This window comes from Prevotella sp. E15-22 (assembly GCF_023204875.1).
In the GTDB taxonomy this organism is placed as follows: Bacteria; Bacteroidota; Bacteroidia; order Bacteroidales; family Bacteroidaceae; genus Prevotella.
Genome location: NZ_CP096247.1, coordinates 3,149,776 through 3,165,749 on the forward strand (window position 1 = coordinate 3,149,776; position 15,974 = coordinate 3,165,749).

At 52.8% G+C, this 15,974-nt stretch carries 12 protein-coding genes and 1 pseudogene; 11 read left to right on the plus strand and 2 right to left on the minus strand.

The annotated features are described in order from the left end of the window. Window positions 1-2 precede the first annotated feature (2 nt). Window positions 3-491, minus strand: a complete 489-nt coding sequence (locus tag M1D30_RS12985) for an RNA polymerase sigma factor (RefSeq protein WP_248504651.1) — start codon at window positions 489-491, stop codon at window positions 3-5. A gap of 614 nt (window positions 492-1,105) precedes the next feature. Beyond that, the gene (locus M1D30_RS12990) at window positions 1,106-1,570 is read right to left on the minus strand and encodes an Lrp/AsnC family transcriptional regulator (protein WP_248504653.1); all 465 of its coding nucleotides are present in this window, start codon (window positions 1,568-1,570) and stop codon (window positions 1,106-1,108) included. A gap of 192 nt (window positions 1,571-1,762) precedes the next feature. On the opposite strand from M1D30_RS12990, the gene metH reads away from it, so the two are divergent. From metH to M1D30_RS13045, 11 genes and pseudogenes are all read left to right on the plus strand, one after another. Next, window positions 1,763-5,293 carry a methionine synthase gene (metH, locus tag M1D30_RS12995; protein ID WP_248504655.1) on the plus strand — a complete coding sequence of 1,177 codons (3,531 nt, stop codon included), beginning with the start codon at window positions 1,763-1,765 and terminating at the stop codon, window positions 5,291-5,293. Between the two features lie 28 nt (window positions 5,294-5,321). Continuing rightward, window positions 5,322-6,278 carry a methylenetetrahydrofolate reductase gene (locus M1D30_RS13000; RefSeq protein WP_248504657.1) on the plus strand — a complete coding sequence of 319 codons (957 nt, stop codon included), beginning with the start codon at window positions 5,322-5,324 and terminating at the stop codon, window positions 6,276-6,278. A gap of 232 nt (window positions 6,279-6,510) precedes the next feature. Next, a complete protein-coding gene (locus M1D30_RS13005) occupies window positions 6,511-7,800 on the plus strand; it encodes an O-acetylhomoserine aminocarboxypropyltransferase/cysteine synthase family protein (protein ID WP_248504659.1) in 1,290 nt (429 codons plus the stop codon). Between the two features lie 38 nt (window positions 7,801-7,838). Continuing rightward, window positions 7,839-8,483: a response regulator transcription factor gene (locus tag M1D30_RS13010; protein WP_248504661.1), complete on the plus strand. Its 645-nt coding sequence runs from the start codon at window positions 7,839-7,841 to the stop codon at window positions 8,481-8,483. 53 nt (window positions 8,484-8,536) lie between these two features. Next, entirely contained in the window at window positions 8,537-9,700 is a 1,164-nt protein-coding gene (locus M1D30_RS13015; protein WP_248504663.1) for a PLP-dependent aspartate aminotransferase family protein, read from the plus strand. Then, window positions 9,697-10,860 (plus strand): MalY/PatB family protein, encoded by a 1,164-nt coding sequence (locus M1D30_RS13020; RefSeq protein ID WP_248504665.1) that lies wholly within the window; start codon window positions 9,697-9,699, stop codon window positions 10,858-10,860. Before M1D30_RS13015 ends, M1D30_RS13020 begins: the two co-directional genes overlap by 4 nt. Window positions 10,861-10,970: 110 nt before the next feature. Next, a pseudogene (gene xpt / locus M1D30_RS13025) lies at window positions 10,971-11,537 on the plus strand (xanthine phosphoribosyltransferase); the annotation flags it as partial. Between the two features lie 18 nt (window positions 11,538-11,555). Beyond that, window positions 11,556-13,004, plus strand: a complete 1,449-nt coding sequence (gene preA, locus M1D30_RS13030) for an NAD-dependent dihydropyrimidine dehydrogenase subunit PreA (RefSeq protein ID WP_371874193.1) — start codon at window positions 11,556-11,558, stop codon at window positions 13,002-13,004. A gap of 127 nt (window positions 13,005-13,131) precedes the next feature. Beyond that, window positions 13,132-13,518, plus strand: a complete 387-nt coding sequence (locus M1D30_RS13035) for a hypothetical protein (protein WP_248504667.1) — start codon at window positions 13,132-13,134, stop codon at window positions 13,516-13,518. Between the two features lie 100 nt (window positions 13,519-13,618). Then, on the plus strand, window positions 13,619-15,628 hold the full coding sequence (locus M1D30_RS13040; RefSeq protein WP_248504669.1) for a TonB-dependent siderophore receptor: 2,010 nt from the start codon (window positions 13,619-13,621) through the stop codon (window positions 15,626-15,628). Window positions 15,629-15,646: 18 nt separating this feature from the next. After that, window positions 15,647-15,973, plus strand: a complete 327-nt coding sequence (locus tag M1D30_RS13045; protein ID WP_248504671.1) for a heavy-metal-associated domain-containing protein — start codon at window positions 15,647-15,649, stop codon at window positions 15,971-15,973. Window position 15,974 lies beyond the last annotated feature (1 nt).

A 15,974-nucleotide genomic window follows, 5' to 3' on the forward strand; every position in this document is an offset into this window, starting at 1 on the left:
TTTTAGTTGTTAGACATCTGCTTGAGTTTCGCCTTGATGCGGTTGATGCGCACTCCCACATTCGAGACCGATATGTCAAGCATCTCAGCCATTTCCTCATACGACCTGTCATCGAGCCACAGCAGAATCAGCGCGCGTTCCAATTCGCCCAGTCGGTTGATCAGTTGATAGAGTTCTCGCAGCTGTTCGCGCTCCTGCTCGTCAGGAAAGAGGTCTGCCATCGACATCGTCAGGGTCACCATCTGGGGCTGTGTGCGCTCATGGCGCAGGTGCGAGATACAGGTGTTCACACTGACGCGATAGACCCACGTTGATGGTTTGCAATCGCCACGGAAGTGGGGGAACGACTTCCACAGGTTCAGTGCCACTTCTTGGAAGAGGTCGCTGATGCCTTCATCGTCGTTGGCATACATCAAGCAGACTTTATAGACCATCTGCTTGTGGTTGTCCATGAGGTTCACGAACTGCTGTTCTAATTCATTTTGGTTCATTTCATCCTTTGTTTCATTTGACACTTTGCTCTATCAGTCGCATGAAAAACAGAAAACTTACACAAAGGTACTACTTTTTTTCTTCTTTTTATCTTCTTCTCATTATAAAACTTATTTCTTCTTTCATCAACTAACTTATATTTCTTTTTTCACAACCACCCAACCCTCCTTGCCTAAGGAGGACTTCAACCCATCAAACGTCCGCCACACGTTTATTCATTGTACATTGTACATTGTTCATTGTTCATTGTAAAGAAATACTGCCGAAAAAAGGGGTTCTGAAAAAATGCAAACTAGAACGCAAAAATGGGTCAAAAATGACCTTTTGAGGGGCCCCTATCGATTTTAGGATGCAACGGAGGCTGTTTTACGATGCAACTCATGCTGTTTTACCATGCAAAACAGCCTCCGTTGCAGTGTAACTCAGGCTCCGTTACAACCTAAACGAATATTCGATTGCGTTCTAAATCTTTACACTTTTCGAGCTAATTTCGTAAGCCTCTCATTTTCAACGATTTATAAACATGCTCATATTTCGCCTGTACGCACAGAAAAAATTTTTGGCTCAGAATTTTTAAATCTCAGAGGCGCTATTGTCAGAAAAGTTCAAAGAATCAGATATTGATGCCGTAGTTCTGCTTCACCTCGCTCATCACGAAAGTGCTCTCGATGGAGGCAAGACTCTCGATCTCGCCAAGTTTGTTGAGCACAAACTCCTGATACTGCTTCATGTCGCGAGCACGCACCTTGAGCAGATAGTCGTAGGCACCAGAGGTGTTGTAGCACTCAGTGACCTCAGGGATGCGCTGGATGCGACGCACAAACGAGTCGGCAATCTCGTGGTTAATCTGCTGGAGCTTCACTTTGCAGAATACCAGCAGACCCTGATTCAGCTTCTCTGGGTCGAGGATGGCCACATACTTCTTGATGTAACCCTTCTTCTCCAGGCGCTTTTGGCGCTCGAAAACGGGCGTGGGCGTCAGATGCACGGCATCGGCCAACTCCTTGGTGGTTAACTTCGCATTTTTCTGCAGCGTTTTCAGTATCTGCAGATCGGTTTCGTCTAAAATATCTGCCATCTTCTTACTATTTTTCTCTGAGCCTTTTAGAGTTTTATTCTGTGAATATAAGGTTTAAGCGCCATGCTTAGAGATATATTCTTTAATGGGCGCAAAATTAGAAATATTTTCTGAATTATGCAAAACATTTGATATTTTTCGCTGTTTTTTATAACTTTGCAACGTGATTTTATCACTCTGCAGAAGATAAGAATGAAAATAGAAGCGCTTTTAAAAGAAAAGATATTGATTTTGGATGGTGCCATGGGCACGAAGATTCAGTCGTTTGGACTGACCCCAGAGCATTATCAAAGAGGCCAGTTTGCACAGTGGCCAGTATCACTGACAGGCAACAACGACATCCTGAGTCTGACGGCACCAGAGGTGATTAAGGAGATTCACCGACTGTATGTGGAGGCAGGTGCCGACATCATTGCCACCAACACCTTCTCGTCGAACCGTATCAGTCAGCATGAGTACGGGTGCGAGGAGGTGGCCTATCAGATGGCGAAGGAAGGTGCCAGGATAGCCCGTGAGGTGGCCGACAGTTGCACAGAGAGGCCAGTCTTTGTGGCAGGCTCGATGGGTCCCACGGCGAGGTCGCTCTCGCTGGCATCCAACATGAACGAGCCAGGCTACAGACCCACATCGTTCGACGAGATGGCGGCCGTGTATCACGAACAGGCCAAGGGACTCATGGACGGTGGGGCCGACGTTCTGTTGGTGGAGACCTGCTTCGACGCCCTGAACACCAAGGCAGCACTCTATGCCATTCAGCAACTGAACGAGGAGACGGGCAGCGAGATACCTGTGATGGTGTCGGCCACCATCAACGACCGCAGCGGACGCACCCTGACAGGTCAGACGCTGGAGGCCTTTTTCATCAGTGTGTGCCACTACCCCCACCTGCTGAGCTTTGGACTGAACTGCTCGTTTGGCGTGACAGACCTTCGACCCTTTGTCGAACTGCTGGCCAAGCGCATCCCTGTATATCTGTCGTTGCATCCCAATGCCGGACTGCCCAACGAGATGGGCGAGTACGACGAGTTGCCCAGCTATACGGCCAGTCATATACGCCAGATGGCAGAGGACGGCCTCATCAACATCGCTGGTGGCTGCTGTGGCACCAACGAGGAGCATATCCACGCCATCAGCGAGGCCCTGAAAGGCCTGAAACCCAGAGACATATCGCAAGCCAAGGCCTCGTCGCTCAACTCGAAGCTATGGCTCTCTGGACTGGAGCCCCTGCTGGTGGACAAGCAGACGCAGAACTTCACCAACGTGGGCGAGCGCACCAACGTGGCCGGCTCGAGGAAGTTTGCACGCCTGATAGCCGAAAAGAAATATGAAGAGGCCATGACCGTGGCCCGTCACCAAATAGAAGGTGGTGCTGCCATCATCGACATCAACATGGACGATGCCATGCTGAACAGCAAGGAGGAGATGCAGACCTTCTGTCGCTATATTGCCAACGACCCTGCCGTGTGTCGCTCAGTACTGATGATCGACTCGAGCGACTGGGACACTATCCTGGCTGGACTGAAGAACGCGCAGGGTAAGTGCATCGTCAACTCGATCAGCCTGAAGAACGGCGAGGAGAGCTTTATCAGTAAGGCCAGGGAACTGCGCCGACTGGGAGCCGCCGTGGTGGTGATGGCCTTCGACGAGGAGGGTCAGGCCACGACCTTCGAACGTAAGATTGCCATTGCCGAGCGTGCCTACAACCTGCTGACAGGCATCGGCTTCCCACCTCAGGACATCATCTTCGACGTGAACATCCTGTCGGTGGGCACAGGACTGAAGGAACACCAGAACTATGGTGTGGACTTTATCAAGGCTGTGGCATGGATTAAGGAACACCTGCCTGGGGCCAAGACCAGTGGCGGCGTGAGTAACCTGTCGTTCAGCTTTCGTGGCAACAACAAGGTGCGCGAGGCCATGCACTCGGCCTTCCTCTACCACGCCATCCGTGCAGGACTGGACATGGGTATTGTGAACCCTGGCATGCTGCAGGTGTACGACGATATTGACCCTACGCTGCTGAAGGCAGTGGAGGACGTGATACTGAACACGGACGATGGAGCCACTGAGCGACTCATCGACATGGCGGCAGCAGTACTCGCCTCGGCCAACGAGACGACTGGCGCAGCGACAGCAGTTGTTGACTCATGGCGCACCAAAAGCATTGAGGAGCGACTGCTCTATGCCCTGAGCAAGGGCGTGAGCGAGCACCTGGCAGAGGATATCCCTGAGGCTTTGCAGAAATATGGTCGCCCCATCGACGTGATTGAACAGCCACTGATGCAGGCCATGGAGCACATCGGCCAACTGTTTGGCGAAGGTAAGATGTTCCTGCCCCAGGTGGTGAAGTCGGCCAAGGTGATGAAGGAGGCCGTGGCCCATCTGCAACCCTTTATCGACGCAGAGGGAGGGGCCCAGAAAGAGGAACGGCCGTGCGTGGTGCTGGCCACTGCCAACGGCGACGTGCACGACATAGGAAAGAATATTGTGAGCATCGTGCTCAACTGTAACGGTTTCGAGGTTGTTGACCTGGGGGTGATGGTGCCCAACGAAACCATACTGGAGGAGACCAGGAAGCGCCAGCCTTGTCTGGTGGGCGTGAGTGGCCTCATCACACCATCGCTGAAGGAGATGGAACAGCTGTGCATGCTATTCCAACGCGAGGGACTGCGTGTGCCCATCGTGGTGGGTGGTGCCACCACATCGACGGTTCATACGGCTGTGAAACTGGCGCCACTCTATGAGGGTTGCGTGGCCTATGGCGGCGATGCCTCGCAGACATCGCTCATTGCCAAGCACCTGCAGATGGATGCCACCACTACCATTGCGCAGATCAAGGCTGAGCAGCAGGAACTGAGAGAGGCCTACGAGGAACATCATGCCCCTCTGACACCCTATGCCGAGGCCAACGCGAAGGCGCCTCAGCTCGCATCTTTCACCTCTCATCTCTCTTGTCCCTCAAACATCGTCCCTCAGACATCCGACCTCCTGCCCCTCATCGACTGGCGCATGTTCCTGCTGTTCTGGGGCTTTAAGGGCGAGACGCTGCAGCAGCTATTGGTGAACCCTGAGGCTGAGCGCACCCTGAAGGATGGTCAGGACTACCTGGCCAAGGCCATCGAGAACAACAGCATCCGCCTGGAGGTGCTCCATCGTTTTGAGGCGGCCAAGCGCCAGGGCAACGACATCGTACTGGAAAGCGGCAAGGTGATGCCCATGCTACGCAGTCAGAGTGCCGCTGGCCACTATCTCTGCCTGGCCGACTACTTCGACACAAAAGAGGCAACGCCCATCGGACTCTTCGTCATTGCCTGTCAGCCAAAGGTAAAGCCTGAGGACGAGGGGGAGCGACTGATGAGTCACGCCATCTGTGCCCGTCTGACTGAGGCGTGTGCTGAATGGCTGCAAAAGACCATCATGGCGCAAGCCGACATGCCATCGCTCCTCAGGGTGGGCTTTGGCTATGCCACCTGTCCTGACCACTCGCTGAAGCGCATCGTGTTCGACGAGTTGGATGCTGAACGCCAGATGAACGTCACCCTGAACGACCACTACTCTATTCAGCCATCGACGGCCATCTGTGGCCTGTTCATCACGCATCCTGAGGCGCGCTACTTCCCTGTGGGACGTATTGACGAGGCGCAATTGGCCGACTACTGCCAGCGTCGTGGCATCAGTCTGGACGAGGGTGAGCAGCTGCTCTCGAAATATATTGCAAAGTAACGAAAACGATAAAGAAAATAACAACGATATGAAAGTCATCGACATCATCAATAGTTCTCAGCGACCGTTCGCCAGTTTTGAACTTGTGCCGCCTCTCAAGGGCAGCGACGTGAGTAGGCTGTACGACAGCATTGAACCGCTGATGCAGTTTCAGCCGCCGTTCATCAACGTAACCTGCCATCGCGACGAGGTGGAGTATGTGCCTAATGCTGATGGCACGTTTAAGCAGATGACAGTGGCCAAGCGCCCCAGTACGACGGCCATCGTGGGTGCCATCATCCGTCGCTATCCTGACCTAGAGGTGGTGCCTCACGTGATCTGTGGCGGCGCCTCTCAGTCGCGTGTTGAGAGCGAACTGCTGGACCTCCACTTCCTGGGTATTCAGAATGTGGTGGCCCTGCGTGGCGACGCCTTGCCTGGTCAGCGCTACTTCATCCCTGAGGCCGACGGCTTCAGTCACAGCGCTGAACTGGTAACGATGATTCGCAACCTGAACCGTGGTCAGTATCTGGACCCCACGGTGAAGAAGGGACTGTCGACGGACTTTTGTATTGGCGTGGCCGGCTATCCTGAGAAGCACTTTGAGGCGGCTAACCTGGATACGGACATTCAGCACCTGAAGGAGAAGGTGGAGGCTGGGGCCGACTATATCGTGACGCAGATGTTCTTCGACAACCAGAAGTTCTATGCGTTTGTCGACCGTCTGCGCCAAGCGGGCATCACCATCCCTGTGGTGCCTGGACTGAAACCGATATCCAGTCAGCGACAGATTGACCTGCTGCCACGCTCGTTCCATATCGACATTCCTCAGGAGCTGGTGAGCGAGATAGCGAAGGCCAAGACGCCTGAGGCCACCTATCAGGTGGGCATTGAATGGGCCATCCAGCAGAGTCGCGACCTGCTGGCGCATGGGGTGCCTGCCATCCATTATTATACGATGGCCAGACCTGATAATGTATGTAAGATAGTGAAGGCAGTGTTCTAGGAAATGCTACAAAAGCAGGCTAAACACACTCAAAAAGGCCACTTTTTAGAATGATATTCTGTTTGACTCTGTTTTTAGGGACCGAATTAGAATAGAAGAAAAGTCAAAATGAAGAATTTAGGGATATCTTCTGGATTTCAGCAGAAATTTGGAAGATATTTCTTTTTGCCGTAACTTTGCACCCAGAAAACAAAACATAAGTAAAACTAAAATAAAAGAAAGGAAAAAGATTATGGCACAGAACAAGAATTACCGTTTTGAGACTTTGCAACTCCACGTAGGCCAGGAACAGGCTGACCCTGCAACCGACGCTCGCGCCGTGCCCATTTATCAGACCACCAGTTATGTGTTCCGCAACTCGCAGCACGCTGCCGACCGCTTTGGCCTGCGCGACGCAGGTAATATATATGGTCGACTGACCAACTCGACCCAGGGCGTATTCGAAGATCGTGTGGCTGCCCTCGAGGGTGGTGTGGCTGGTCTGGCTGTGGCTTCTGGTGCTGCTGCCATCACCTACGCCCTGCAGAACATTGTGCAGGCTGGCGATCATATCGTGGCTGCCGATAACCTGTATGGCGGCTCTTACAACCTGATTACCCATACCTTAGCCACTCAGGGCATCAGTAACACGATTGTCAACGTGAACGACCTCGACGCACTGGAGACAGCCATCAAACCTAACACCAAGGTAGTGTATGCCGAGACCTTCGGCAACCCCAACTCTGACGTGCTCGACCTGGAGGGTGTGGCCGCTGTGGCCCACAAGCACGGCATCCCGTTTATTGTCGATAATACCTTTGGAACGCCTTATCTCATCCGTCCCTTGGAGCATGGTGCAGACATTGTTGTTCATTCTGCCACCAAGTTCCTGGGCGGCCATGGCACCAGCCTGGGCGGCGTGATTGTGGATGGCGGCAAGTTCGACTGGAAGCAGAACGACAAGTTCCCCACCCTCTCGAAGCCCGATCCCTCGTATCACGGCATCGTGTTTGCTGATGCTGTAGGTGCAGCCGCTTACGTCACCCGTATCCGTGCCGTCGTCCTGCGCGATACTGGTGCTGCCATCTCGCCCTTCAACGCCTTTATCCTGCTGCAGGGTGTCGAGACGCTGAGTCTACGTGTGGAGCGCCATGTGGAGAACGCACTGAAGGTGGTCGACTTCCTGGCTAAGCACCCCAAGGTGGCCAAGGTGAACCACCCTGCTCTGGCCGACCATCGCGACCATAAACTGTATCAGAAGTACTTCCCCAACGGCGGCGGCTCTATCTTCACCTTCGAGATCAAGGGCGGACAGGAAGAGGCGTGGAAGTTTATCGATGCGCTGCAAATCTTCTCGCTGCTGGCCAACGTGGCCGACGTGAAGAGTCTGGTGATTCACCCCTACACCACCACCCACTCGCAGTTGTCGCCTGAGGAACTGGCCGAGCAACACATCACGCCTTCAACCGTGCGCCTGAGCATCGGAACAGAGCATATCGACGATATCATCGAAGATTTGTCGCAGGCATTGGACAATATTTAAAGAGAATTTCGTACTTTTGCATGAAAATTAGATAATTGATGGGAAAATTCATTCTTGCAGACAATCAGGAACTGACGCGCTTCGCGTTGGAGAGCCTTCTGAAGAAGGACGAGGAGAACGTGGTGTATAAGGCCTCGGACAAGGCCGGACTGGTGGAATTGCTCAAGGAGCACGAGAGTGCCGTGGTGATTCTGGACTACACCTTGTTTGACTTCTCCGACGAAGATCAGCTCCTGATTGTCGCAGAACGATTCTCATTGTCCGACTGGATTCTCGTCAGCGAGGAACTCACGCCGCGCTTCCTGCGCAGGATGGTCTATTCGTCGCATCAGTTCAGCATCATTTTCAAGGACGGACCACTACAGGAGGTGCGCGAGGCGCTGGAGGCCGTTGGTCGCCATCAGCGCTTTATCAGTCAGCGCGCCCTGGAGGTGATTATCAGTCAGCACAACGAGGAAGAGGAACAGCCCAGCGTGCTGACAGCCACCGAGGTGGAGATTGTGAAGGCCATTGCTCAGGGTAAGACCACCAAGGAGATTGCCAACGAGCGTTTCTCGAGCATACACACCATCACCACCCACCGCAAGAACATTTTTCGCAAGTTGGGCATCAACACGGCCCACGAGGTGGTGAAATACGCCCTGCGAGCGGGCTTGATAGACTCGTCGGAGTTCTATATCTAAAAAGGTAAAAAGATTCAGAATACAAAGACTAAGAGGTAGAAAAATTGGTAAGGATGAACAAACAGACAATTGCAATAAATAACCCATATGTACGGCCAGATGTCTACGGAGCGCTGGCCGTACCTGTTTATAATAACGTGGCGTTCGAGTTTGAGGATGCGGCCGAGATGGCGGATGCCTTTTGTAATCGCATCAAGGCACCCGACTACGCACGTGTAGAAAATCCCACAGTGACCAACTTCGAGCAGCGTGTGAAGGCGCTGACGGGGGCCGACCACGTGACGGCCTTCAACTCGGGTATGGCTGCTATCAGTAACACCCTGCTGGCAGTGAGCGAGCAGGGTAAGAACATCGTGTCGTCACGCCATCTGTTTGGCAACACGCTGGCCCTCATCACCACCACCCTTAAGCGCTTTGGCGTGGAGCCACGACTACGTGACCTCACCAACGTGGAGGCTGTGGCCAAGGCTATCGACGACAAGACGTGTGCAGTGTTTCTTGAGGTGGTGACCAACCCACAATTGGAGGTGGCCAACCTGAAGGCTATTGCCGAGATTGCCCACAGCAAGGGTGTGCCCGTGATTGCTGACTCTACAGTCATTCCTTTCACAGAAACGAACCTGAAAACATTGGGCGTTGACGTGGAGGTGGTGTCGAGCACGAAGTATCTCTCAGGGGGCGGCACGTCGCTGGGTGGACTGGTCATCGACTATGGCACCTTCCCTGAGATCAACAAGCGGTTGAAATATGAACTGCTGTTCAACCTGGGGGCTTACATGACACCACAGGCTGCCTATATGCAAACGCTGGGACTGGAAACACTCGACGTGCGCTATCAGCGTCAGGCTAGCAACGCCTTGTGGCTGGCGCAGGAGTTAAGTAAGGTGGTGAAAGTGAACTATGTGGGGCTGGACAGCAACCCCTATCACGCCCTCGCCCAACAGCAGTTTGGACCAACGGCAGGTGCTATGTTCACCATCGACCTGGATTCAAAAGAGGCGTGTTTCCGTTTTCTGAACCGTTTAAAACTGGTACATCGCGCCACGAACCTCTTCGACAGTCGCACGCTGGCCATCCATCCGGCCTCAACTATCTTCGGCAACTTCCCTGAGGCGCAACTGAATGAGATGGACGTACATCAGACCACCATCCGTCTGTCTATAGGATTGGAAGACAAAGAGGATATTCTCGCAGACATCAAACAGGCACTCGCATGACATACGACTTCGATAAGATTATTGATCGTACGGGCAGTGGCGACTTGAAGCATGGGGTACTCAAGGAGCGTTATGGACGTGATGACTTGCTGCCCCTGTGGGTGGCCGACATGGACTTTGAAACGCCTCAGTTTATCACGGACGCCCTGCGTCAACGCTTGGAGCATTCGTTGTTTGGCTATACGGTGGTGCCCGATGAGTTGTGGACCAGCATCATCCAGTGGATTCGCGACCATCATCAATGGGAGGTGAAGCGCGAATGGCTCACCTATATCCCAGGAATCGTGAAGGGCATCGGCATGGCCATCAACGTATTTGTGAAGGAGGACGAGAAGGTGATTATCCAGCCTCCCGTCTATCATCCTTTCCGCCTGACGCCCCAAGGTAATGGACGCAAGGTGGTCTATAACCCCCTGAAAGAGGTGGATGGAACCTACGAGATGGACTTTGAGCAGTTGGCCGAGGTTGTCGACGACAAGTGCCGACTGCTGATTCTGAGTAATCCACACAACCCTGCTGGCGTATGCTGGCCAAAGGAAACATTGCAAAGACTGGCTCATTTCTGCTTCGAGCACAACATCATTGTCATTTCCGACGAGATTCATGCCGACATGGCACTCTTTGGCAACAAGCATATTCCCTTCGCCTCAGTGAGCAACGAGGCTGCCCAGATCAGCATCACCTTCGGCGCTCCCTCGAAGACGTTTAACATCGCTGGCATCGTGAGTAGCTATGCCATTGTGCCCAACGACTCGCTGCGTCGCCGCTTCTATACCTGGCTCGAGGCCAACGAACTCAACGACCCGCCTCTATTCTCGCCTATTGCCACCATCGCAGCCTATACGCAGGGAGAGGACTATCGCCAGCAGATGCTCAGCTATATCGAGGATAACATCCGCTTCGTGGAGGACTACTGCAGGGAGCATCTGCCTCAGATAAAGCCTTGGCGCCCACAGGCATCCTTCCTTGTCTGGCTCGACTGTCGCGCCCTGGGACTCAGTCACGATGCGCTCGTAGACATCTTTGTCAACCATGCCCACCTGGCCCTGAACGATGGTGCCATGTTTGGCATCGGCGGCTCTGGCTTCATGCGCCTCAACGTTGGCACGCCTCGCGCTGTCCTCCTTCAGGCTTTGGAGCAGTTGTTCCAGGCGCTCTGATGACAAATATAAAAACAGTCTTGCATCTTTGTTTATTTTTTCAAAGAAAAAAGTCTGATGTTTCCACTTTTTTCACTATATTTGCCACAGAAACTAAAAACGTTAGAACTATGAAGACCTTGATTAACCGCATTTTGCAGGATGGACATTGTCTGGAAGGTGGCATATTGAAGGTGGATAGGTTTGTGAGCCACCAAATGGACCCCTACCTGATGAAACAGGTGGCAGTGGAATTTATGAACCGCTTTGCGCAGGCCAGACCCACTAAGATACTGACTGTTGAGGCATCGGGCATCGCACCAGCCGTTATGCTGGGCTACACGATGGAACTGCCCGTGGTCTTTGCAAAGAAGAAAAAGACGTCGACAATGGGGAGGTTCTATTCGACGAAGGTACACTCGTTTACCAAGCAGAATGACTATACGCTGGTTATCAGTCGCGAGTATCTCTCGCCCGAGGATCGTGTGCTTTTCATTGATGACTTCCTGGCCTATGGCAACACAGGAATGGGCATTGTTGACCTATGTCGTCAGGCTGGTGCCGAGATTGTGGGCATGGGCTTCATTATTGAGAAGGAGTTTCAGGGCGGTCGCAAGGTACTCGCAGAGGCCGGCATAGAAAACATTGAGTCGCTGGCCATCATCGAATCGCTGGAGAACGACCAGATTCACCTGAAGGGCGTCAAGGTAAGGAAGGTGAACATCTATGAAGAGGCCAACCGCTGTCTGCTCTGCCAGGATGCTCCCTGCACCAAAGCCTGCAAAACAGGCGACCCTGCACGCGCCATCCGTGCCATCCGCTTTGATAACCACAAGCCCGCCCTACAATGGGTGAAGGACTGCAGCGACGGCGACCTGGAGCGCGCCGAGCAGGCCTGTATCCACTATAACTGGCCCATCCGCATCAAGGAGATGGTGCATGCCATCCACAAGGACGACGTTGACGAGAGCCAGTATCCACCACTCGACATCACCTTCTGTGGCATCAAGTGCGAGAATCCGTTCTTCCTGGCCTCATCGGCTGTGTGTACGAACTACGAGATGGTTTCTCATGCCTTCGATGCTGGATGGGCAGGCGTCTTCTACAAGACCATCTGCTTGCAGGAGATCAAGGAAGTGTCGCCACGATTCGATGCGATGCATAACAATGCCACCCATGGTGATTTCTATGGTTTCCGCAACATGGAGCAGTTGAGTGAGAACCCTGTGGAGATGGACTTTGACATCCTGCGCCGACTGAAACGTGACTATCCTACAAAGGTGGTGGTGGCCAGCATCATGGGACAGACTGAAGAGGAATGGATATCACTGGCCAAGATGGCCGAGGAGGCTGGCTGTGATGCCGTAGAACTGAACTTCTCGTGTCCGCAGATGAAGCACAAGGGCATGGGTAGCGACGTGGGACAGAGTCCTGAACTGGTAAAGACCTATACGGCCTGCGTGAAGCGAAACGTGAAGATTCCCGTTATCCCCAAGATGACGCCCAACATCACCCATATCACAGAACCTGCCGAGGCCTGTCTGCAGGCAGGTGCCGACGCCATCTCGGCCATCAACACCATCAAATCGGTGACGATGGATACTGGTGCAGAGGTGGCTGGTCAGCGCACCATCTCGGGCTATTCAGGACGTGCCGTCCGTCCCATTGCCCTGCGCCATGTGCTGGAACTGGCACAGATGCCAGAGAAGCCCGTATTGAGTGGCATTGGAGGCATAGAGACCTGGCGTGACGCCCTGGAGTTCATCCAACTAGGATGCAGCAATGTTCAGGTGTGTACCGCCGTCATGCAGTATGGCTATCGCATCATCGACGACCTGGTGCTGGGTATGCGTCGTTATCTGGCTAAGCGTGGTCTGAAGTCGCTCGCTCCACTCGTTGGCGAGTCACTGCCACTGTTCCTGAAGCCCGACTCGCTCAATCGCGATACCATCGTATATCCGAAGTTCAACCATGAGTTGTGCGTGGGATGCGGCCGCTGTGAGATGTCGTGCAACGATGGCGGTCACCAGGCCATCGTCTTCGACCATGACAGTCGGCGTCCGCGACTCGTTGGCACCCGCTGCGTGGGCTGCCATCTGTGCCGTCTGGTGTGTCCTGCTGGTGCTATTGGTCAGTCGAAGCGCGTGGCCCTGCGTCCGAAATAGGCAACAAACACTTTTTTCCTTGCAGATGGCCAACAGTAGACCTCTTCATATTTTTGTTTATTAACGTTTGTTTCTTGCGAGTAAGAGGAAAATGTCATAACTTTGCACCCGCAAACAACACAAAAGAATGAAGAAATGCTTTCACATCGGCCTGTCGATGCTGCTTTCGATGCTCCTATTGCTCATCGGAAGTGGCGTTAACATCATGCACTGCCACCACACGGGAAGGATGAAGATTCTCACCGTGCTCAGCAGCGAGGCCATGCACGATGCGCATTGCAACCAGAACTTCTGCTGTGTCACGATGCAGCATGTGGAGTTGTCGCCTACGGAAACAGCTAAGACCGTCAAGCCCAACTTCCATGTGGTGCAACCCTTGCTGACCTTCCTGCCGAGTCTTGTGACAGGATGGCCAACACTTACGGAACACAAGGCACCACAACGGTTCATGCCACAGGTGTGGAGGGGTAAGCCTCGCGCCTACTTGAACTTCATCCGAATATTGCTGATTTGATTCTTTGATATGAGTATCTAACATCTCTGAGCATCGTCGTGACGTTGCCCAGAAAAGTCATTGTATCATATTCACACAAAGAAACAAACATAGAAAAAGCATGAAACATATTCTGACAAGCATCATCATGATGCTTTGTCTGCCTGCTATGGGACAAGAAACGACGCTCCAGCAGACAGATACCACCATTACGAAAACACAGAAACTGGACGACGTGACTATCACTTCACGCCGAGCCGGCACTCGCAAGATGGGAGGCGCCGTGAATGGTGTGATGATTCAAAAAGAGGAGTTGTTCAAGGCCGCCTGTTGCAACCTTGGCGAGAGCTTCACTACCAACCCATCCGTTGACGTGAACTATAGCGACGCTGCCACTGGCGCCAAGCAAATCAAACTTTTAGGATTGAGTGGCACCTATGTGCAGATGCTCACTGAGAACCTGCCAAACTTCCGCGGAGCGGCTGCGCCCTATGCGCTGGACTATGTGCCTGGTCCTTGGATGAGTGGCATTCAGGTGTCGAAAGGTGCCTCGTCGGTAAAGAACGGCTACGAGAGCATCACAGGACAGATTGATGTGGAGTATCTGAAACCAGAGGCCGACGAGGGCATCACGGTAAACGTCTATGGCAACAGTAAGAGTCGTATGGATGCCAATGCCGATGCAAGCATCCATCTGAACGACAAACTAAATACGGTGCTACTGGCGCACTATCAAGACGACTATGGTCATCACGATGAGAACAACGATGGTTTTCTCGACCAGGCCAACGTGCGTCAATGGAACCTGCAGAACCGCTGGAACTGGAAGGGACGTAACTATATTTTTCATGGTGGCATCGGCCTGATGAAGGAGAAGCGCGAAGGCGGACAGACGTCACACACCTCACATCTTTCACATTTATATAAAATAGGCTTAGAGACCAACCGCTACGAGGGTTATATGAAGCACGCCTTTATCCTCGACCCCGCACACGGAACGAACATTGCCGTGATGGGTAGCGCCTCGATGCATCAGTTGGACGCCAACTATGGTCACAAGGCCTATAACGTGGACGAAAAGAATGCCTATGCACAACTCCTCTTCGAGACATCATTCACGCCTCAGCATAGTCTGTCGGCTGGTCTCTCGCTGAACCACGACTATCTGAATGAGAAGGGAGCAGTGATTGGCGAGAAGTGGACTGCCACAAAAGAAACGACCCCTGGCATCTATGCCCAGTACACCTACAATCTGAACGAAAAAGTTGTGGCGATGGCTGGCTTGAGAGCCGACCATAGTAGTCGCTACGGCACCTTTGTAACACCACGTTTCCACCTGAAGCTATCGCCCAACGAAGTGGTGAGCTTGCGTCTTTCGTTTGGCAAAGGCTATCGTTCTGTACATGCCCTGGCCGAGAACAACAACCTGTTGGCCAGTGGACGCCAGTTGGTCATCGACGACCTGAAGCAAGAAGAGGCTTGGAACTCTGGCCTCAGCAGCTCATTCTATATTCCCGTGTTCGGCAAAACACTGAAGCTGAACGCTGAGTATTATCACACGCACTTTAGCAATCAGACAATCATCGACTACGACAGTAATCCAGCTGAGATTCGCATGAGCAACCTCGACGGCAAATCGTATTCGAACACCATTCAGGTGGATGCCACCTACTCCGTGGTGCAAGGCTTGGAACTGACAGCAGCATGGCGTTGGAATGATGTGAAAAGTACCTATGGCGGTGAGTTGATGGAGAAGCCGCTAACCAGTCGATACAAGGGACTGGTCACTGCCAGCTACAAGACCCCACTTGGCATCTGGCAGTTTGATGCCACCCTTCAGTTGAATGGTGGCGGACGCATGCCGACACCCGTTTCCGACGCTTCGGGGGCTCCCCTCTGGGACAGCCACTTCCACGGCTACGAGCAGGTATCGGCACAAATCACCCGCTGGTTCCGTCATTTCTCCGTCTATATTGGTGGCGAGAACCTCACAGGTTTCCGTCAGAAGCAATCCATCATTAATGCTGTCGATCCTTGGAGCAGCACTTTCGACCCCACCATGGTTTGGGGACCCGTGCATGGGGCCATGTTCTATGCCGGCATACGCGTGAATATAGGAAGAATGTATTAATCCAAAAACAAATAAACAATGAAGAAGTTATTTATCTTTAGCGCCATGATGTTGACCGCAACGGTTGCACTGGCTAAGGACATCAAGACGGTGGTACTGACCACCAACCCTGAGATGCACTGCGAGAATTGCGAGAAGAAGATCAAGAGTAACCTGCGCTTCGAAAAGGGCGTCAAAGCCATTGAAACCGACCTCTGCACCAAGATGGTCACCATCAAGTATGATGCCGACAAGACCAATGTCGACAACATCATCAAGGGATTCAAAAAGATTAAATACGAGGCAAAGGAGGTGAAGAACGCCCCCAAAAAGAGCGAAGGCACTCCCGTTTCAAACAAGAAATAAG